The sequence below is a fragment of the Dictyobacter kobayashii genome, assembly GCF_003967555.1.
In the GTDB taxonomy this organism is placed as follows: domain Bacteria; phylum Chloroflexota; class Ktedonobacteria; order Ktedonobacterales; family Ktedonobacteraceae; genus Dictyobacter; species Dictyobacter kobayashii.
Genome location: NZ_BIFS01000002.1, coordinates 364,888 through 384,427 on the forward strand (window position 1 = coordinate 364,888; position 19,540 = coordinate 384,427).

General features: G+C 49.1%; 16 protein-coding genes and 2 pseudogenes. 8 read left to right on the forward strand and 10 right to left on the reverse strand.

The features are described 5' to 3' along the window. Nucleotides 1–339: 339 nt before the first annotated feature. From EL645_RS38930 to EL645_RS28360, 5 genes are all read left to right on the forward strand, one after another. Nucleotides 340–948 (forward strand): hypothetical protein, encoded by a 609-nt coding sequence (locus tag EL645_RS38930; RefSeq protein WP_136625310.1) that lies wholly within the window; start codon nucleotides 340–342, stop codon nucleotides 946–948. Nucleotides 949–1,064: 116 nt separating this feature from the next. Beyond that, nucleotides 1,065–2,291: an IS21 family transposase gene (gene istA, locus EL645_RS28345; protein ID WP_126554888.1), complete on the forward strand. Its 1,227-nt coding sequence runs from the start codon at nucleotides 1,065–1,067 to the stop codon at nucleotides 2,289–2,291. A gap of 19 nt (nucleotides 2,292–2,310) precedes the next feature. Continuing rightward, nucleotides 2,311–3,105: an IS21-like element helper ATPase IstB gene (istB, locus tag EL645_RS28350; protein ID WP_126548762.1), complete on the forward strand. Its 795-nt coding sequence runs from the start codon at nucleotides 2,311–2,313 to the stop codon at nucleotides 3,103–3,105. A 270-nt stretch (nucleotides 3,106–3,375) separates the two neighbouring features. Beyond that, complete coding sequence (locus EL645_RS28355; RefSeq protein WP_126554890.1) at nucleotides 3,376–3,987, forward strand: tyrosine-type recombinase/integrase; 612 nt, start codon at nucleotides 3,376–3,378, stop codon at nucleotides 3,985–3,987. Next, nucleotides 3,959–6,028: a recombinase family protein gene (locus EL645_RS28360; protein WP_161977767.1), complete on the forward strand. Its 2,070-nt coding sequence runs from the start codon at nucleotides 3,959–3,961 to the stop codon at nucleotides 6,026–6,028. Before EL645_RS28355 ends, EL645_RS28360 begins: the two co-directional genes overlap by 29 nt. Here the strand turns inward: EL645_RS28360 and EL645_RS45895 are convergent. The 5 genes and pseudogenes from EL645_RS45895 to EL645_RS28385 all read right to left on the reverse strand — a co-directional run. Beyond that, nucleotides 5,937–6,254, reverse strand: a pseudogene (locus EL645_RS45895) (NAD(P)-dependent alcohol dehydrogenase); the annotation flags it as partial. The gene EL645_RS28360 and the pseudogene EL645_RS45895 overlap by 92 nt on opposite strands. A gap of 263 nt (nucleotides 6,255–6,517) precedes the next feature. Next, a complete protein-coding gene (locus EL645_RS28370; protein ID WP_126554894.1) occupies nucleotides 6,518–6,787 on the reverse strand; it encodes a DUF2277 domain-containing protein in 270 nt (89 codons plus the stop codon). Nucleotides 6,788–7,084: 297 nt separating this feature from the next. Next, on the reverse strand, nucleotides 7,085–8,083 hold the full coding sequence (locus EL645_RS28375; RefSeq protein ID WP_161977768.1) for an alpha/beta hydrolase: 999 nt from the start codon (nucleotides 8,081–8,083) through the stop codon (nucleotides 7,085–7,087). Between the two features lie 118 nt (nucleotides 8,084–8,201). Next, nucleotides 8,202–9,428: an acyltransferase family protein gene (locus EL645_RS28380; RefSeq protein WP_126554898.1), complete on the reverse strand. Its 1,227-nt coding sequence runs from the start codon at nucleotides 9,426–9,428 to the stop codon at nucleotides 8,202–8,204. A 52-nt stretch (nucleotides 9,429–9,480) separates the two neighbouring features. Continuing rightward, nucleotides 9,481–11,262, reverse strand: coding sequence for a long-chain-fatty-acid--CoA ligase (locus EL645_RS28385; protein ID WP_126554900.1), 1,782 nt, complete (start codon nucleotides 11,260–11,262; stop codon nucleotides 9,481–9,483). 371 nt (nucleotides 11,263–11,633) lie between these two features. Here EL645_RS28385 and EL645_RS28390 point away from each other — a divergent pair, with 371 nt between their 5' ends. Genes EL645_RS28390 through EL645_RS28400 form a run of 3 tightly spaced genes read left to right on the forward strand, consistent with a single transcriptional unit; the run spans nucleotide 11,634 to nucleotide 13,587 of the window. After that, a complete protein-coding gene (locus EL645_RS28390) occupies nucleotides 11,634–12,500 on the forward strand; it encodes a glycoside hydrolase (protein WP_161977769.1) in 867 nt (288 codons plus the stop codon). Next, nucleotides 12,383–13,318 carry a glycoside hydrolase gene (locus EL645_RS28395; RefSeq protein ID WP_161977770.1) on the forward strand — a complete coding sequence of 312 codons (936 nt, stop codon included), beginning with the start codon at nucleotides 12,383–12,385 and terminating at the stop codon, nucleotides 13,316–13,318. The genes EL645_RS28390 and EL645_RS28395 overlap by 118 nt, the downstream gene beginning before the upstream one ends. Continuing rightward, nucleotides 13,315–13,587, forward strand: a complete 273-nt coding sequence (locus EL645_RS28400) for a glycoside hydrolase family 30 beta sandwich domain-containing protein (RefSeq protein ID WP_161977771.1) — start codon at nucleotides 13,315–13,317, stop codon at nucleotides 13,585–13,587. The genes EL645_RS28395 and EL645_RS28400 overlap by 4 nt, the downstream gene beginning before the upstream one ends. A 165-nt stretch (nucleotides 13,588–13,752) precedes the next feature. On the opposite strand, the gene EL645_RS28405 is transcribed toward EL645_RS28400, so the two are convergent. The 5 genes and pseudogenes from EL645_RS28405 to EL645_RS28425 all read right to left on the reverse strand — a co-directional run bounded on the left by EL645_RS28405 (nucleotide 13,753) and on the right by EL645_RS28425 (nucleotide 19,443). Next, nucleotides 13,753–14,793, reverse strand: a complete 1,041-nt coding sequence (locus EL645_RS28405) for a Gfo/Idh/MocA family protein (protein ID WP_126554907.1) — start codon at nucleotides 14,791–14,793, stop codon at nucleotides 13,753–13,755. 27 nt (nucleotides 14,794–14,820) lie between these two features. Beyond that, on the reverse strand, nucleotides 14,821–15,879 hold the full coding sequence (locus tag EL645_RS28410; protein ID WP_126554909.1) for a glycoside hydrolase family 130 protein: 1,059 nt from the start codon (nucleotides 15,877–15,879) through the stop codon (nucleotides 14,821–14,823). A 134-nt stretch (nucleotides 15,880–16,013) separates the two neighbouring features. Continuing rightward, nucleotides 16,014–16,933, reverse strand: a pseudogene (locus EL645_RS28415) (carbohydrate ABC transporter permease). Between the two features lie 35 nt (nucleotides 16,934–16,968). After that, entirely contained in the window at nucleotides 16,969–17,730 is a 762-nt protein-coding gene (locus tag EL645_RS28420; protein WP_371865831.1) for a carbohydrate ABC transporter permease, read from the reverse strand. A 390-nt stretch (nucleotides 17,731–18,120) separates the two neighbouring features. Beyond that, nucleotides 18,121–19,443: an extracellular solute-binding protein gene (locus EL645_RS28425; RefSeq protein ID WP_126554914.1), complete on the reverse strand. Its 1,323-nt coding sequence runs from the start codon at nucleotides 19,441–19,443 to the stop codon at nucleotides 18,121–18,123. Between the last annotated feature and the right edge of the window lie 97 nt (nucleotides 19,444–19,540).

Genomic DNA, 19,540 nt, shown 5'->3' on the forward strand with positions numbered 1-19,540 from the left:
TCTATCTCTAGATAACGTTATCTACAATTCCTGCGTATTTCTCCACAATTGATGAGTGTTATCCACAATTCTCACGTACTTTTCCACAAAGGGAAACTCAGAGTGAACTCCAATACAATGTCTAGATAAGCATGTTTTTAGGCTGCCCCTATACTCCCTCTCTTGTGCCCTGGAGCTGCCCTATCACTCTCCCCCTAAGCAATATAGACTATGTACAGAATAAGTTGAAGTCCTTTATACCTCGCAAAAATGCCATACGCATGCATGTACAACACTGAGAAGTCAATTTCTTGTTCTGACAGAAAAAACTCATAAGCAGGAGCGAAAGGAAAAACAGCTATGTCTTTACACAGGAAGCCAAACAACCATCGTACATTTCACATCATCATTGCAGGGTCAACAATAGTTGGAAGTTGGTGGATCTGGAGGCACACGTTGAAAAAGAAGAGAAAGATTATTCATGATCAAGTGAAACAGCCACTGAAGAAATTTGATCTTCTTGAATGGCTATCAGAAGAATATGGCGATACTCAAGAAATGCCACCGATACAGGATATGAGTACACCTCAAGTGATATCGTGTGTGCTCTACCATCCATATATCTCAGTAGATGCAAGAAATACCTGTACACCAAATCATTGGCATGCAACATACTGGCTCCGATTCGTTACACTCATTGAGCAGGAGCCACGACGTGCTATTGTCCAGCATACTGACACCAAACGCTATCACCTGATGATACAGGTTCCTGTAGAACACCCCCTTCCCTGCGACAGTTGCATTACTCCTCATGAAATTTTTCGATTACCTGTCCAGGATCACTATGCCTACTTTGTGTTTATCCCTCAGCAAGACCTCGATGGTTTTGCCTCCTTGCAACAGGCTCAAGAAGCAGCACAAACACTCTCGCTTCCTCCTAATATCTACCCGCAAATTACTGCTCCTTAATGAATGGAGAGAAAGTATTAAGGACGGTGTATACTCGAGCCGGTGAAGAATTGACCGACCCCAAGAAGGCGGTAGACTGAGGATATAAACACAACAATATTCTCAGGAGACCGACCATGCTTAGGAGTCAGACAGTGCTAACAATACACGATCTTTACACACAGGGGAAGAATGTACAGGAAATTGCTCAGGAGTTGGAGATCTCACGCACAACGGTACGCAAATACTTGAAACATCCCGAGGCGGTGATCCCGAAACCGCGTCCGGTGCGTCCCTCCAAGCTTGATCCATTTAAAGAACAGATCAAGAAGTGGGTCATGGAAGACCATTGCACCAATTGCGAGGTGATCTTCGAGCGGTTACAGAAGATGGGCTACACCGGCAGGATCAGTATCCTCAAGGAATACGTGCAGCCGCTGCGGGCTGCAGTGGCTGGCCACGCGCCCGTACAACGATACGAAACCAATCCAGGAGAGCAGGTTCAATTCGATTGGGGCGAGTTTGTATACGAGCATGAGGGTCAGATGCGTAAATTTTATGGATTTACGGCTATCCTTGGCTATTCACGCATGCGCTTTGTGACCTTTGTGAAGCGTTGCGACACACCCACGCTCATCCGCTGCTTAATGGAGGCATTTGAGTACTTTGGTGGCTTAACGAAGGTTGCGCTGACGGATCGCATGAAGAGCGTCCTCTTAGAAATGGAGGAGAACAAGCCGCGGTGGAATCCCCGCTTTGCCGATTTCATGGTTTCCATTGGAGTTGGCGCACGCGTCTGCAAGCCGTACACACCACAAACGAAGGGCAAAGTCGAGCGTACAGTCAGCCATGTCAAGAAGAGTTTATGGGGTGGGGTCACCTTTACCGATCTGGATGATCTCAATCGCCAGGCGCATGCGTGGTGCGAGCGTATCAACTCCCGTGTGCATCGCACGACCCATGCACGGCCCGTGGATCGCCTTGCCGAAGAGAAGCTGCTGCCCTTGCCCCAAGACTTTGCTTGGGAACGCTTCGCCACCGAAGAGCGCAAAGTCACCTGGGATGGCTACGTCTCCTACGATGGCGTGCTGTATGGGCTGCCAGGGACGCTGCAACTGGCAGGCAAACAGGTCCAGGTACGTGAGCGCAAGGGCTTGCTCACCGTCTGGTCGGCTGGCACTCAGGTGTTTGCTATCGAGAAGCGACCGCGCTCGCAAGAGAGCGTGCCGCACGCGGACCAGTGGAAGACCGTCGCCTCCGTCTCAGCTACCCGCCGTGCGCCCACGCCCTTAGGCCATTTGCAGCCTGCCCCGGACGTCGAAAGCCGTCCCTCCAGGAGTATGATCAGTATTGTGGAGTCGTGACCATGCAGGAGGTGGTCGCATGAAGAAAGGAGTATACAAACAACTGAACTTAACGCACTTGGAAGCAGCACTGCCACACGTCCTAAATGCGGCCCGGCACGAGCAGTGGACCTATGAGATGTTGCTGGAACGAGCTCTGGCTGCGGAGTTAGATGGACGTGAGCAGAAGGCCATCGCTCGGCGGCTCAAAGCGGCGCGCATTCCTGGAAAAAAGACCTTGGATGGGTTCGATTTCTCCTTTCAGCCGACCCTTTCCGAACGGCGACTGCGGGAACTGGCGGATCTCTCGTTTGTGCGAACCTGTACCAATGTAGTCTTCCTCGGCCCTCCGGGGACAGGCAAAACACACTTGAGCTTGGCGTTGGCGGATCGAGCGCTCGCAGCAGGGCATTCCGTGTTGTTTACGACCCTGGCTGAGCTCGCACAGGCCCTGGAAAGTGCATCGCATCCTGGCCTCATGCGGCAGCGTCTGCGGCGCTATATCGCGCCCAGTCTGCTGGTCATCGACGAAGTCGGCTACACCAAGCTGTCACAGGAGCAGGCGCACCACTTCTTTGAGTTGGTGACGGCACGCTATGAGCATGGCTCGATCATCCTGACCTCCAACACGAGCTTTGCTCAATGGGGCGCTCTCCTGGGGGATGAAGTGCTTGCCACAGCACTGCTCGACAGGCTGCTTCACCATGCTGAGGTTATCCCCATTAATGGGCGCAGTTATCGCATGAAGGAGCGTCAGACCGAGCGTACGAGCCTCTCAGCCTCACCGGAAGTGGCTCTCAGCGCCACCGGCGGCAAATCTACCGGCGTTCGGTAAGCGGCGTTTGTGCGCCGGCGTTGGGATCACTTGATTCTGGCGCAGTTTGGTCGGCATTTGTTCGCCGGCGCTCATGGAATGTTGTTCTTTGGAGTTCGTTTCACTAGGGCGGCCAATTCTCAATCGGCTCGTGATTACACCGGCCTTGACAAAAGAGAGCTCTCATGAATAGGAACCATAAAAAATCTCTTGATTGCCAAGTATATGTATTGCGTATAAATATGCCACTTTATTCCTACTTTCGTCTAGACAACATGAGGACATTACGATATGGTGCAGAATAGAAAAAGCACAACGAGCCAAGATAAGCAAGGATATCACAAAGGGGATGTTACAACTGAATACAAAATATTAACACCAGATCACTATGATAGATCTGAGTTGGTTTATGGCAGTGCAGAAAAGGATTCTCAAATCAAGAACCAGGGCCAACTTGTACACTTGCCTGATCCTAAACTGCAAGATTTTCTTACAGACTGGTTACAAAGGATAGCACAACCCATATTACAACCAGATCATTATCAGCATTATCATGAACTTATTGATCAGTACATTATTCCTGATTTAGGGGAAATTACGCTACAAAGCTTTCTTCCCCAACAGCTGCAACAGTATTATCAACAAAAATACGCAGAAGGATATTCTGTTCAGATGGTTAACCATCTCCATCATATCCTTCATCAAGCCTTTACGGCGGCACTCAATTACCGGCTCGTTGCAACAAACATCTGCGATGCTGTGAAACCTGATCGCCAGATACCAGATGCGACGCTCATGAGCCTATCACATCTTGATCATGAACGAGTTTGCCGCATACTCATTCGTATTGCAATGTATTTTGAGGAGGAAGACCATGAGAACATTTCAGCAAAAAGGCAATAACCATCATCAAAACACAGCCTGGGCACGTATAGAGTACCGTACTGAAGCAGGACTTGGTATCTATGCGAGGCAAAGCACATTAGCTCAGGTAAAAAACTATCGCCAGTCAACCGAGATGCAAACGGATGATTTAGTAGATATGGCCAAGCATCTCGGCTGGGATGAAGATCACATTATTCTCTTTACACAGGATTTAGCAAAGTCAGGAAAACTTCGTATCGACCAGCGTACCGGACTACGTTCTCTCATTGAAAGAATTGAGAAAGGAGAATTTAAAACCGTTCTTGTGTTCTTAGAAGATCGTCTCTTCAGAGATGAAACAGGTATTCAATATAACATCTTCATTGATGTTTGCAAACGTCACAGCGTCCTTGTCGTTACGCCTCATATGACCTATGATTTCACTAATCCTTTCCATGTCAAACAATTTCGCTGGAGATGCGAAGAAGCAGCAGACTATCTACGAGATTATGTCATTAATCGCTTACACGGAGCAAAAAATCGCATCAGTGAAAGTGGTAGGTTCGCAGGACGGTCCATTCCCATTGGCTTCATTATAGATAGAGAAACATCAATGATTGTTGATGGCAAAGTAGCGCCTAATCCCACCTATCGCAAGTTTATTCCTTATGAGCCACATGCACACATCGTTCGTTGGCTCTTTCAACGGTATTGGGAATTGGGGGGGAAAATACGCCCCCTTTGTCGAGAACTCCAACAACAACCCTTCGTCTTCCCTGACTTTGAGCCTGATGTTGATATAAGTAAGTATATTGCACTTTACCACCTCAAGCAAACAGCGGGAGGCTACCATATATCACGGCCAGGCTTAATGGGTCTCTTAACAAATGTTGCCTACATCGGATATTGGATACATTTAGGTGAAATCGTGAGTAAAAATAACCATCAGGCCATTGTGGAAGAGGATTTGTTTTGGTACGCTTTTAGCCGTCTCTCCCCCTACACTATTACTGGCGAACGCAACGAGAAGAAAAAAGGCTACATTCGATATAGTAGAAAGGAACCCATCCCTGCACTCCTCAAAAATGTCATTGGATCACAAGAAGGTGGTCGCGTCTACGTATCCACTTCAGGACTTACCCACAAACCTATTTACGTCATTGAGGAACGAAACCAACGCCTTATATTGAAATATCATGCCGCCACTCCATGTCAAGAAATCGACGATCTCGTTGCAAGACGTCTGGTTGAACACATGAAACGAACCAAACAATTTGAGCGCTATCAAGACTATGCAGCAGAATTACAGAAGGAACGCGACCAGATCGGAAAGAACATCAAACAACAGGTAGCTGAGATCGACAAACAAATGGATGGGATACTTACTACGCTCTCTTTACCCAAAGATACATTACCAAAGAAACTCCGTGAAAAATTTGTCGCAAAATATACCCTGTTAGAAAAACAAAAAGAGGAACTCGAAATCCAACAGGCAACGATACAGACCAATTCTCATGCCCAAAAACTGATGGAGTATTATTCATTGATCAATCGGATCGGTCAGCAATGGGAGCGCATCCCTTTTATACATAAACAAGCACTCGCAGATGCCCTTATCAAGCAGGTATACCTGGATGAAATGACTGGTCACTGGTTACGCATTGAGGTCGAATGGCTTGATCCACACTGGGGAATCGAACGCCTCTACATCTTCCGATCTGGTGGTGCACACAAGACATGGACCGATGAAGAAAATAACATCATCCATGATCTCTTCCTTAATACACCAAGAGAGGGCATTTTAGCCAAATTGCCGCGCCGCAGTTGGGTCGCTATTACGTTACAAGCTAGAAAGTTACACATTCATCGCCAGAGGAATCTGATCAGCACCTGCGCCATTCCTCATACCCTCAGTATAGAAGATGTCACGTTCATGAAAGGTGCTGGCATCAATATGAACGAGACATCATGTCACAAATGGGAAAGCCGGCACCTACGGTTGCCATCAGTCCTACTGGCCCCGGGGCAAAAATGGCCACCGTGCCCCCCATTGGAACATCACCGTTTTCCGCGCCCATAAACCCGGTGGAGAGCATATCCGCGCAATAAACGGCCATCTCATCAGGTACGCTGGCGGGAATGTGAACCATATTTGCATCGGCTTCATTCACGTGAAAGTATTCGGCAAATACTCCATCCTTCGTATTAGAGAATTTCCAGCCACCTAGCGGGCCAGATGACTGCGATGAATGGCTAGCTTGTGGGGCCGGATCACCCCAATCAGGTGTGATCGCGCCTACGACTACTAGGTTTCTCCATGAAACCTACCTGACCAAGAGATTTCATCACAAAAACTTTCATCTGCTTGCCTTTCTTTTATTTTCCGTCTCCTAAAAGAGAAGCATGTCAGGTCTTGCTCTCAATCTCGTTACAATAGGTGGCCATTTCTTCACAAATGCTTCTCAATTTTGTAGATTTATTGAATATAGTAAAAATATCGCTATTACATTCCATGAGCAAAATATTGAGGAATTATTATGGAGGAAACAGACAATCACGCCCACGCGTATTATCTACCAAACCGCTGAGCATTACGTGCGCGTCTGGTAGCTTCTTCTGCGCTCCTGCTCCTCGCCGGGGCGTTCGTCTCAAGAGAATTGAGCAGCGTCCTTGAAGCCTCGGTTATCGCTTCAACGGCCACCTGGAAGGCAGCTTCATTGGCCTTCGATGGCTTTTGAAAACCGCTCACTTTACGCACAAATTGTAATGCCGCCAGCTGAATCTCTTCCTCAGTCACAGCCGGCTCAAAGTTGAAGAGCGGCTTGATGTTTCTACACATACCTGTTACCTCACTATGCTCAAACCCCACGAACAACAGATACAATGGCCTGGCTATGGCCGCTCCATTGCCGTGAAAGAGTGGCTTGTATGCTTAATGTCCAACAATACAAATGTCATCCCAGAGTGTCCATCTGCTTCTCTCGTCTTAATCAGGAAGCAGAGCATGGATATGTATTCTTCCACACTTGAGCCAAAACGGAAAAATCATGTTTAAACAAGCGGGGAAATCACTAGCCTCATTGCAGAATTTATAAAAGGAGGTAGCAGGGCTCGGCTCAAAGGCAAAATGTTGCTCTTATCTTTGTACAGGAACCAGCCCCGCTGTGAAAAACTTTGCTACCCGATCAACATAGACAGTACCCATACGCTGAAACGATTCGATATGATTTGCTCCAGATACCAGCCAGGTATAGACATCTGCGTGGCGTGTATCCATGGCCGCGCTTGCCAGTTCATGCATATTATCTGGCGGGACCACTGTATCAGCTGTTCCCTGGATAAATAAGATTGGGCGTGGAGCAATCTCTGCCACCACATCCACTGGACGTACGGTATCGTAGTTGATGCCATAGAGCGCACGAATAGACTCCAGGACGCCAGGGAGAAACAGGGAAGGAACATTGGATTCCTTGAGCAGCGGTACAATGGCGGCAAACGCGCTATCGGTTACTATAGCTCGCAGCGCAGGTTCGTGCGCGGCTGCCAGCAGCATCGTCGCGCCCCCCATCGAATCGCCCCACCCTCCAATAAAACGCGGTCGCCCCAATTCTGGATAAGGTAATGAGCCGGAGTGCAGAAAATCAACTGCTCCCAATACGTCACGCTGCTCAAAATAGCCCATTGATAAGGGCGCGGGAGCAGATTGACCATGGCCGCGCAGATCAATGTCTAAAATGGCGAAACCACGGCGAGCCAGGTCCGCACTAAGACCTAGCAGCAAAGGGGAGGCTCGATTGGAATGTAGACCATGGACGAGAATGAGCGTGCGCTCAGTAGTTAGATGCCCGTCAGCCAGCACACCAGGAATAAACCACCCCCTTATCTTCAAATGATCCTCCCGGCTTGGGAAGGTAACATCGCGGAAGGCGAGATTGAATGCCGCTGGCGTCTGCGTCACTGGTAGTGGCGCTACAAAAACTACCCGCATGGCAACATACATAGAGATGCTGACATATACCAGGCTGAGCAAAAAGAAAATGAGAAATAGTCTGCGCACAAGTTCAGAGATGCGTAGCCTATACTTCATAGCTGGCTGCAGCTGTACGCTGGATAAAATTGTGGTTGGAGATTTCATAGTGAAAAAATGGTACCTTGTTTGCGATACAAAAGGTGCCCGGCTAAAGCTGTACGCTAACGACAGCTGTATCATACGCTATCGCCAGTATTTTAGTCAAGCCATGCTTGACTATGGTCTAGCTTTTATTTGCAGTGCTAGCTAATATCTTTTTGTTCTGTACCTTCATACCGAACAATAGGCGTAGCATACGGATACGTCGCACAAGCAGCTCGTATACTAGTAGAGTTAAGGTCAGGGAGATACTGCTGAGTAAGATGAATTTTAGTGGAATATTTTCACTCCACCCTTTGATAAAAAATGCGCTGATTACAATAATTGGATAATGCACAATATAGAAAGGCAAGGCCGCTTCATTGGCATAAAGCAGCAAGCGATTGCTGAAATTTATAAAGCGCAATGCTATGTATAAAGCCAGAGCAAGCAGAGACCAGACTATCAACCCACGTAAAATCTGGTAGCATATGTAGCCAATTGAATAATAAGGGCTTGCTTCCCAGCGGGCAACATATCCAGCAATATAAAACAGTAACACCAGAAAAATGCATACGCTTCCTATCAGCAACATAAGACCCTTTTCAGATCTGATGGCCTGCTCGAAACGTGTGTCGGAAGCCAGAATATATCCATAAATGAAGCAGATCACCCAGGTGCAACAATCCGCCCAGTTCTGGTATCCAGGAAATGGTGCGCGCAGGATGATCTGCATAAAAACTATAGGAATCGCGAACAGCAGCAGAGCACCGCGCTTTTCACACACGCTAGCAAGTTTGCACATGAAGCTCCGTCCTGCTTCCCGCCTGAGTAATATGAGCAAAGGAAGTGTTGCGGCCGAGATTAGAAACAGAAAAGCCAGAAACCAGAGATGAAACGAAACAGTTGCTAACCAGCGCAGATTCCAATCAATGTGCAGGTTAGTAAAAAAGTATGGCACGAACTGGACAAAGTTACCTTTATAAAGTGCAAGTCTGAGCTCCTCGAAATATGCCTCGACGGGTGAGAGGAGTAACACACCGACTAAGAATGGGATGAGCAGGCGCATTATACGCTCATTAATGAACTGACCACCGTTTCTGGAGCCTAACGCAAACCAGGCCGTCGAACCAGCCAGGAGAAACATGAGGGACATGCCCCACATCGCACCAAAGTTGGTAAATGTCATGATACCAACACTCTGCTCCTGATACCTGATACGCCAGCTGATAATATCCAGGGCATCGATATTATGCGCTGCAAAGACTCCTAGCACGGCCAGCACTTTGAGCCAGTCGAGGTAGAAGCGTCTCTGTTCGTGGCGCGGCCTGCTACTACTTACCACTTTTACAGGCGGCATATGTGTATTCATTTTTTCTATCCCACCCCAGATCCATTATCCCTGTCACAACATAAACCCTGGATTATTTCGTATCTGGCACATCGTTTTCGTGGATGAATTGGGCCCGTAGCTCCCTTCGTAAAACCTTTCCGATAAAAGATTTGGGCAAACTGGTGCGGAACTCCAGCACCTTCGGCACTTTATATACCGCCAGTTCTTGCTGGCAAAATTGGAGCAGCGTCTGCCGGATTTGTTCAGAGGCTGTTATCTCACGTTTCAGGACGATAAACGCTGCGACTGTTTCCCCACGATATGCATCTGGGACGCCAACTACTGCTGCTTCCGCAACGGCGGGGTGCCGTAATAAAACCTCTTCGACCTCGCGCGGATATACTTTTAGTCCACTGGCAATAATCATGTCCTTGGCCCGTTCAACAAGATAGAAGTAGCCATCCTTATCCATCTTTCCCAGGTCTCCTGTACGTAGCCAGCCATTACGGAAAATCGCCTCTGTCTCCTCTGCGCGCTTCCAATATCCCTGCATGATGTTCGGCCCTCGGACCACCAGTTCGCCCACTTCACCGATAGAAACTGGTTCGCCGGTCTCCAGTGTCACAATGGCCGCATCAATTTGTGGCAGCGGTAGGCCAATACTGCCATTTCGGCACTGCTCAGTTAATGGGTTGCAGTGCGTAACAGGTCCCGCCTCACTCAGTCCATAACCCTCGACAAGCTTGCTATGTGTAATCTTTTCAAAACGCTCTTGCACTTTTGCAGGCAATGGGGCTGCGCCGCTGATACAATACTTGATCGATCGAAAATACTTCGGATGTTTGCTAGCTTCAGGGAGAAGAGCAAAATACATAGTTGGGACGCCAGGGAAGAGCGTGGGATGCTCACGCCGAATAGCTTTTACTACGTCTTTTATCTTGAAACGCGGTATTAGAATCATCGTGGCAGCGAGCAGAATCGAGGCGTTCATACATGCTGTCAGTCCGTAGACATGGAAGAACGGTGTCACGCAGAGTACGCTCTCCTCTCCATCTCGAATTTCGGTAAACCAGGAGCGTATCTGGATGGCGTTGGCCAGCAAAGAGCGATGCGTCAATATTGCCCCTTTGGCCAGCCCGGTTGTCCCACCTGTATACTGCAAGACAGCAATGTCTGAGGCAGCAATCTCTACAGGCGCTACTTCCGCATCTTTATTTTCTCGCCGTAACATATCAGACATGATGTGGAGAGCGGGGTCGGAGTGCGCTTCTTTATAGGCAAGATAAGCCAGATGGAGGGTGCGACCCTGCGTAAGGGTATAAAGAATGCGTGCGATAGGCGGCAAAAAATCAGCGGGACTGGTGACGATGATGTGTTTCAGTTCGGTCTGTTTATGGATGGCACAAATGCGTGAATAGAGGGTAGGAAGCGTAATGATCACCTGCGCTCCAGAGTCCACGATCTGGTGCTGCATTTCGCGCTCGGTGTAGAGAGGATTAAGGGGTACCACCACGGCTCCTAACTTCAAGATACCGTAAAAAGCCAGTGGATACTGAGGAATGTTTGGCAGGGCAACCATCACACGATCACCCTTTTTTACTCCCAGATGTTGCAATGCGAGCGCGAAGCGATTGGCTTGGCGAGAAAACTGGATGTAGGTGAGCTTTGTCCCAAAATAGCTCAAGGCGGTACGCTCTGGATAACGGGTAGCGGCATCCTCAAGGAGCCAGTTTAGCGTATGCTCTGGAAGCTCGATGTGCGCTGGAACTCCCTGCTGGTAGTGCTGGATCCAGGGTGATGTGGCAACGAAGCCCTTAGCCTCATGATCATGCTGAGCACATGAGGAAGAGGCTCTAGAATGGGGTGGCAACATTGTGCACCTCCTTTAAGCAAATAAGCAAAGGTCCACTGCTCGAACGTAAAACACTTCTCGGATCCATTACTTATCATACTATTCGGCAATCACAGAGTGATCACATAAACGCTCACTGCAACACGAACCCATCTCAATCCCTGGCCCAAGAAAAACTGCCCTTTAGTTAATCAAATCCCTGGTCTTTGATAGTCAGTCACACAAATAGATCCACTCCGGCTGCATCTGACGCCACTGTAATGCACGTTTAAGCTCATCAAGCGCTCATAGATAACGTTTGCCATAAATGTTGAGAGATGCGTATAATAATGGTTGAGAGGTGCGTGGATGCGCCGGTTTATTCCCAGGAGACGTTCTATCAAGGAGGATTTATGTCTCGATTGATATCAAAAATTGGTCGTCCTCTTATTGCCGTTTGTTTTATTTTGAGCGTGGCCTCACTGGCTATGATCAATTCTTCGCCGGCGCAGGCTGCTGCTGGTGAAAAAGTAAATCCCTGGCTCACAACTCCTGATCAGAGCAATCTACTGAAACAACAGCCAGCCATCTCTTTTTCTGGCAACACTACCACAAATGTCCCTACCATTACCATCAATGATGCGCAGAAATATCAGCGCATGACTGGTTTTGGCGCTTCTTTGACTGCCTCATCGGCGGTGGTCCTATCTCAACCCAATATTGATCAGCATCAAGTAATGCGCTCGCTCTTTGATCCACATACAGGGATCGGGCTGAGTTTCTTGCGCGAACCGATGGGCTCATCTGATCTTGCCCCACCGCTGGACACGAGCAAGAACTGGGTCGGGGAATATACCTACGATGATATGCCTGCCGGTCAGACTGATCCTACACTCAGCCATTTCTCGATTGCGCAGGATGATCGCTATCACATTACTTCGCTGCTCAAGGAAGCTCTGCGCATCAATCCCAATCTCAAGATTATGGCGACTCCCTGGTCACCACCCGCCTGGATGAAGTTGCCCGGCAATAGCTGGGGCCACTGCACCAATTGTGATGGTAGTGGGCTGGGCTTCTATGATGGGAGCAATAGCTGGGACAATACCCCAACGACTATGTATCCATCACCTTTAATGGTACGCAGATCAAGTTCTATGGAGTCGTGGGGACAGACCACGGCATCGGTGCTTTCTCCATCGATGGTGGCCCCGAGACGATGGTTGATTTCTACTCACCCACGAATGCTGGTAACACGCTGGTCTACACCAGCCCGACCCTGACGGCTGGCCAGCATACACTTAAGGTGCGTGTCACGGGTCAGCAGAATAGTAACGCACATTGGAATGGTATTAATCCTGATCGCGTCGATATTATCTCAGCGAGCGGCGTTACGACCATCGATGATAACGTGCAGGGATCGGGACTCAATCAGTTCTCCTATGGAGGCTCTGGCACCGCCAGTATTAACCAGGGATATCTCAATCCAAAGTATTACCAGGTTTATGCACAGTACTTTGTCAAATTTATCCAGGCCTATCAGCATGAAGGCATACCGATCTACGCGATCACTCCCCAAAATGAGCCGCAGAATGGCAATTATATGCCAACGATGCTCTTGCCTGCCACCAGTCAGACTTCCAACGGGCAGGCCATTGGCAATGAAGCGGATTTCATTATGCACCTGGGCACTGCCTTCCAGCAGGGTCACGTCAAGACAAAGATTCTGGCCTTTGATCATAACTGGGATACACCAGAGTATCCTCGCGCGATCCTTAATAGCCCGGCCGCCAAATATGTAGACGGCATCGCGTTCCACTGCTATGGTGGAGATGCCAGCGCGCAGGATCAATTCTATGGCCAGAAAGATATCTATGAGACCGAGTGTTCGGGTGGACAGTGGGAGAACAATAATAATCCAACCTTTGCCGCGACGCTCAAGTCGGTCATGGAACTGGGGATCAATTCAACCGTCCATGGTTCCAAAACAGTTGTGCGCTGGGCCTGGCGCTCGATCCCAACGGCAATCCTCACCTGGATACTTCCGGATCGTGTGGCACATGCCGTGGTGTTATCTCAATCGCCGCGGACGGCACGGTGACGAAGAACTCTGATTACTATGGTCTGGGACATTTCAGTAAGTTCGTCATCCCTGGTGCTACGCGTATCGCCTCGACGAGCAGCAGTAGCAATCTTGAGAATGTCGCCTTCCTTAACCAGAATGGCTCCCATGTGCTGGTTGTCTACAATAACAACGCAAGCAGCGCCGGGGCCACAACCTTCCAGGTTCAGGTGCAACACCGCACGTTCTCTTATACGCTACCCGCCGGCGCGGTGGTAACCTTCACATGGCCCGGGGAGCACGAATAAGACAGTTCATAACTCTCCTGGGTAATCCGCTCAACGCAAAAAGAAGGCCTCACACTGGTAGTACGCCAGAGTGAGGCCTTCTTTTTGCGTTGAGTGAACTAGCGAATATCGAGGCTGCGTCCATCATCAATGGAACGTTGAGCCAGGAATGCCAGGCGGAAACTCTCATATGCATCCTGCAAATGTGACAAGGGGCGTGTAGTCAGGCTGTTGGATCTGCATCACGAAATCGGCCATACCACGCTTCACCGCTTCTACATAGTCCGCATTGCGATCCGCACGGTCGAGCGTTGCCTGAACCAGTTGGCCAGCGGTCGCGCCGCTAATACCGACGGGAGCAGGTACATCACGTACCGTCAAAGGCACACCAAGCAATGACTCAAGCTGATTGCGCTGCTCAGCTGGTAGGGTGCCCTCTAGCTCAAGATGGTCAGGAATCCAACCGGTAACGACAATTGAGCCGCGTTCTAGCACGACGCGCAACACAGTTTGCTCAAGGATCGCGGGACGATCAAAAGCATGATAAAAGTTGGCAAGAGTACCATTAGCATAGGTAACCGCTGCCATCACACGATCCTGACGGTCATTGGGTCCACTGTGAGCAGCACCTGACACGTGAACAGGATGTCCTCCACTGATCTGGTTACAAAGATCAAAGAAATGGACTCCGTGCTCGATGAAGATACCACCACTATACAAGCGCTGCCAGAACCAGTGCTGATCGTGCAGGGCTTCGTTTGAAGCAACATTTTCCAGCCGCATATAGGTTACATCTCCGAGCAAGCCGCTCTTCGTTACCTTCAGCAGCGTCTCGTAGACAGGAACATGACGCAACACATAATCAATGGTGAGGTGCACCTGTCGCTTTTTGAGCTTCGCAAGGAGGATATCGGCATCCTCTAGCTCTGTAGCCAGTGGCTTTTCCAGGAAAATATGTTTTCCGGCTTCAGCCGCAGCCATCGCCTGTGAAGCGTGTAGCCAGGGAGGAGTATTGATGACCACAATATCCACCTCGGGGTCGGCCAGTAACGCTGTCAGATCTGCATATGCGCGCGCATGATAACGCTCGGCGGCGCTTTCACGTCGTGCGACATCAACATCAGTAATAGCTACAATACGTACCTGTGGCATTTGAGCATAAACTTGCGCGGTAAATTCGCCAAAACCACCATAGCCAACAATACCCAGGCCTGGTCGTTTTTTCATTGCACACTCCTTTTCGCGCTACTTTTTCTACTTCAGAGTGCTCAAAATCTCGCTGATCGAGAGCGTAGCACCACAGACAACCAGATCAGAGGCTCCATAGTATACAGTGATTTCGTCGCCGTTTTCAACGATACCGTTAGTAAAGATAACGCTCCCAAAGAAGCCATTGGTCTCATACTCGGTTAACGGTTCCATGATGGGCTCCTCAGAACGCGCCAGTATCTTAGAAGGATCATTCAGGTCAAGCAGCAGAGCACCCAGGCAGTAGCGATTATGCTCGTCGGCGCCATGATAGATCTCTAACCAACCTTCAGACGTGCGGGTGGGAGCAGCACCACAACCAATACGAGCGGAATCCCACTTGCCTGGACGGGTGCGCACAATACACTGGTGATTGCCCCAATGGACCATATCCGGCGACTCAGCCAGCCAGATATAATTACCACCCAGGCCACCAGGTGCCATTGAAGGACGATGCAACGCGTAATACTTGCCATTGATACGCTCGCTAAACGGGGTGCAATCCTTGTTATTAGGCGGGATAATCATGCCATGGCGCTCAAAGTGCCGCCAATCGCGCGTGCTGATCATGCCAACACCATAACCATCAGCCGAAACAGAAGTAAAAGTCAGGTAGTAGACATCACCAACCTGCGTTACACGAGCATCTTCAATGCCAAAGGTTTCCAACGGACCCTCACCAAGCAGGGTAGGCTCCTCTTCCACCTGGAAATGCACTCCATCGGTGCTTGAGGCCAGCCGCAGATGTGACAATGTGGTCAAATAGGTGTCGCCGCGATACGTGAAGCTACGAGGGTCGGACTCGTACTCCAACTCTGGATCCCCCTTTTTACAGGAGAGAATACGTAATCCTTTAGGTGCAGCCGGATCAAGTACCAGGGCACTTACCGTGTCGCTATTCTGCTCGGGACGCTCAGCGACACGCAATAATAAATAAGTCTTATCTTGAAACCTGAAGGCTCCGGGATTCAGCAGACACTCAACAACCAGGCCATCTATACTGGGCCGTACATCGCGTGGATGTAAGAGAGGATTGTTTGCAAATCTTTTGGCGATATCAGCCATCACAAATACTCCTTAATAACAGTTCTCATTCTGCGCCCCTGATCAGGGAAACGCTGTGATTGAGGCTATGAAGGCACTGAGAGACCGCCAGGAAAATCAGTGCCCTCGTATCCTCAATAGTTTATACCGACAAATTAATTCCAACCGTTTTTATGGCCCCAGGCCTCAACAACTCTGCGAATAATCAAGATCGTGATCAATGTTACCACCGCATTGAGCAAGGCGACCGTCGCACCATATCCAGAGCGGAACTGGTCGAAAGCTTGATAGTAAATCTCAAGCTGCCAGGTCTGCGTTGCCATCTCGGGCCCGCCATGCGTTAATGCATATGGTTCGGTAAAGATCGATAAGGCGATACCAACAGCCAGAATTAACACGGTATAAAAAGCGGGATAGAGCATCGGCAGGGTGACCTGCCAGAACGCCCGCCAGGGTCCAGCACCATCAATCGCCGCAGCCTCGTAGATTTCGGTCGGAATACCTTGTAAACCTGACAGGAAGATCAATGCATAGTAGCCAGCCATCTTCCAGACAACCATCGCGACGATCACTATCATTGCCAGCGTCGGGGTCCCCAACCAATCAGGAGAGTTACCAAAGGTCGCACGCAAAAATGTATTCAGTGGACCTGAATAGGATAGTACACCTTTCACCACCAGCGACGACACAACACCTGAAGCCAGATACGGTAAAAAGAAGGCTACCGCGAAGAGGCTCTTCCATTTGGGTAGATGCTGCACAATCAGCGCCAGGCAAATGGATGCAACCAGAACCAACGGGATAAAGCCTAGCATAAACTTGTAGGATACCCAGAAGGCAGCCCAGACACGCGAGCTAGCCAATGCCTCTTTAAAGTTGGCTAACCCCACAAAAACGGGCGTCGGCGAAATTAAGTTCCAATCCTGGAATACCAGATAAATACTGTAGATCAGTGGGATCAGGAAGAAGATTATTGTGACACCAGGTACGGACTTGAAAATAGCCAGCCCTGGATTTCCCGCTTGATAGCACCTGGTTCACGACCTCCCCGATTCACCTTATGAGCACCAATCATATCGCTTCCCCTCACAGATAATAGGCATGCCTGGCCTAGCGCAGGACAAACTGAACACCCTTGACAAAGTTGCGGCTAAAGATTATGAACAGTGCCAGGATTGGGAACGTCAATAACACGCCCGCTGAGTATAACGGACCCGGATAAGAGCCGTATGGACCAAACATCGTTGATAGCAACACATTCAATGTCTGATGTGCAGGGTCCTTCACCACAATCAGGTCCCACATCAACTCGGTCCAGCGATCCATAAACACAAACAGGAAAATAACTGATGTGATTGAGCGCGAGATCGGTAACATGATGCGAAAGATAATCGATAACTCACTGGCCCCATCCAGGCGTGCAGCCTCAATTACCTCCATATTGATTGAGCGAAAGAAACCTGTGTACATAAAGATCGCCCACAGGCCAACCATCCTTGGAATAATCATTGCCCAGACCGAGTTGTACAGCCCCAGGAAACGTATAACCAGAAAGGTTGGCACCAGTAAAATGATCCCAGGATAGAACATCTGGAAGAGAATAAAACCATTGATAAACTTCTTGCCACGAAATTCCATAATCGATAGGCCATAGCCTACGATTGCACCAATGGCAACCATACAGAAACTATCCACCGCCGACACAAACACGCTATTGAAGAGCGCACTGAGCCACGGCTGCGCTTCATAGCCACCGCCTGTCCAGAGCCACTGATACGATTTCAATGTCAGGCCAGTAGGAAAAAAAGTCTTGTCAACTTGATCCCAGGGCGCCAGCGATTGCAGCAGCAGATACAGATAAGGAATCACCATTATCAGCGCCACTGGTATCGCGATAATATATAACCAGTATTTACTTCCAGCTCGCCCGCGTCTCCTGGCTGCTGATTGCCTGGTCCTGGGCTGGTGCTCAACCGGGACCCTGGCCATTTCTTGTCCACCTTGCGTGTGTATCATTGCAAAATCCTCGCATTGCACTGGTAAACAGAACTATATCGATGCAATTCCATGGCAAGGCTTATCCTGAAATAGAATTTAAGCAAGCAATGGATCATTTCGTGCTTCATAGCGCGCGACACGCACTCTTACTCTAAAGAAAAGAGGATACAGTTTGTTTATCAAGAGGAGATTGGTGGGCCACTCCTTTTCTCCCAGGCATACAGCAGCACAGGAGAAAAGGAGGTCCTCACCAATCAGAAACTACTAATTTCCGCCCAGGGACGACTGTACATCCGACTTAAAAGCATTCCAGGCATTCTGCGGACTGGCCTGACCTTTAACTGCCGGGATGACTGCATCAGCGCCTAACTTCTGCTGAATATCAGCATATTTCCCGTTCTTAATTGGTGGCACACCGTTCGCAATGTTATCAGTGAACGCGACCAGTTCAGGATGCTGCTTGAGATAGGACGTAAAGGCCGAATTCGTGCTGAGATCGTCACGAGCAGGAGGAAGTGCTGTGGTCTTCAGCCACGTCAGGTCATGCTGTGGATCAGAAAGAACCCATGAGACAAACTTCCAGATAGCCTGCTGCTGTGCTTCAGAGGCTTGTTTGTAAATGACAATGCCTTTGGAGTCAGCAAACGTCTTGACATTCTGCGTGCTCGCCATATTATCGGGCACGATAGGCGATGTTAAAACGTAGCTCTTGTTCAGTTGCAGATTGGGGTATTTCTGCTGCCAGGTCGTAAAGGCCCAGGGACCAATGATGCTCATTACAGAGTTGCCGTTCTCAAACGGATCAGTAATCGTCTGCGCCAGGAGATATTTTTTCTGGGACATCTGCTGTAACAATGACAGCGTCGAGACAGCTGCCTGGTCATCTGCCGTCACCTTACCGCCGCTGATAAAAGAATTCCCGTTCGTAGCAGCGTCATAAAGGGTGAAGAAATCAAACCAGCGCTCGTACCAGGTATCCTTGGCCAGTTCAGGGCGTGCCCAGACATATTTATCGGGGAATTTGGCTTTCAACTTCTGGCCCAGTGCCAACACTTCACTATACGTATGTGGAGGCTGACTATAACCAAGTTGTTTCAGAATATCCATGCGCCAGGCAACCATGATGGCGTTTGAATACATAGGCAAAATGTATGAATGGCCATCAGAAAACTTCCAGCCCTGGATAGTGTTCTCCATATGGCGAGCTTTTAACACATTATCCCATCCAGGCATCTGGTCTAATGGCACCAAAGCCTGCGACTGCGAAAGTTGGCTACCAAACCCGGTAAAGATACCCTCTGAAGAGGTTGGAGCGGTATTTCCAGCCAGAGCGGCCTGGATACCAGCCTCCGAAGTGGGAGATTCAGGGATAGGTTTAACCGCAATCTTAACAGAAGGATTTTTAGCAGTATACTCTTTAGCCATCTCGGTCCAGAAAGCCATTTCAGGAGGATTGGACCCAGACCAAAAAGTTAAATTATTACTACTACTATCAGAGCCACTACTCTGACTGCCTCCACAGCCAGCCAGAGAGAGGGAAACAACGATAAATATAGCCAAACCAGAAAAAATTTTGGTCAGCTTCATTGCTAGACTCCTTCACTTCCATTGTCGCTCAACTGCTAGTCATGCTTGTCATATGGAAAGGATGACTGTAGGCACTACCAGCAAGCGATAGCTAAAT

Excerpts from the sequence above, each read along its gene's own strand:
- EL645_RS28380 (WP_126554898.1), bottom strand. The coding sequence starts at position 9,428 with ATGAATACACATATGCCGCCTGTAAAAGTGGTAAGTAGTAGCAGGCCG.
- EL645_RS28375 (WP_161977768.1), bottom strand. The coding sequence starts at position 8,083 with ATGAAATCTCCAACCACAATTTTATCCAGCGTACAGCTGCAGCCAGCT.
- EL645_RS28360 (WP_161977767.1), top strand. The coding sequence starts at position 3,959 with ATGAGAACATTTCAGCAAAAAGGCAATAACCATCATCAAAACACAGCC.
- istB (WP_126548762.1), top strand. The coding sequence starts at position 2,311 with ATGAAGAAAGGAGTATACAAACAACTGAACTTAACGCACTTGGAAGCA.
- EL645_RS28385 (WP_126554900.1), bottom strand. The coding sequence starts at position 11,262 with ATGTTGCCACCCCATTCTAGAGCCTCTTCCTCATGTGCTCAGCATGAT.
- EL645_RS28390 (WP_161977769.1), top strand. The coding sequence starts at position 11,634 with ATGTCTCGATTGATATCAAAAATTGGTCGTCCTCTTATTGCCGTTTGT.
- EL645_RS28355 (WP_126554890.1), top strand. The coding sequence starts at position 3,376 with ATGGTGCAGAATAGAAAAAGCACAACGAGCCAAGATAAGCAAGGATAT.
- EL645_RS28410 (WP_126554909.1), bottom strand. The coding sequence starts at position 15,879 with ATGGCTGATATCGCCAAAAGATTTGCAAACAATCCTCTCTTACATCCA.
- EL645_RS28405 (WP_126554907.1), bottom strand. The coding sequence starts at position 14,793 with ATGAAAAAACGACCAGGCCTGGGTATTGTTGGCTATGGTGGTTTTGGC.
- EL645_RS28420 (WP_371865831.1), bottom strand. The coding sequence starts at position 17,730 with ATGGTGATTCCTTATCTGTATCTGCTGCTGCAATCGCTGGCGCCCTGG.
- EL645_RS28425 (WP_126554914.1), bottom strand. The coding sequence starts at position 19,443 with ATGAAGCTGACCAAAATTTTTTCTGGTTTGGCTATATTTATCGTTGTT.
- EL645_RS28370 (WP_126554894.1), bottom strand. The coding sequence starts at position 6,787 with ATGTGTAGAAACATCAAGCCGCTCTTCAACTTTGAGCCGGCTGTGACT.
- EL645_RS38930 (WP_136625310.1), top strand. The coding sequence starts at position 340 with ATGTCTTTACACAGGAAGCCAAACAACCATCGTACATTTCACATCATC.
- istA (WP_126554888.1), top strand. The coding sequence starts at position 1,065 with ATGCTTAGGAGTCAGACAGTGCTAACAATACACGATCTTTACACACAG.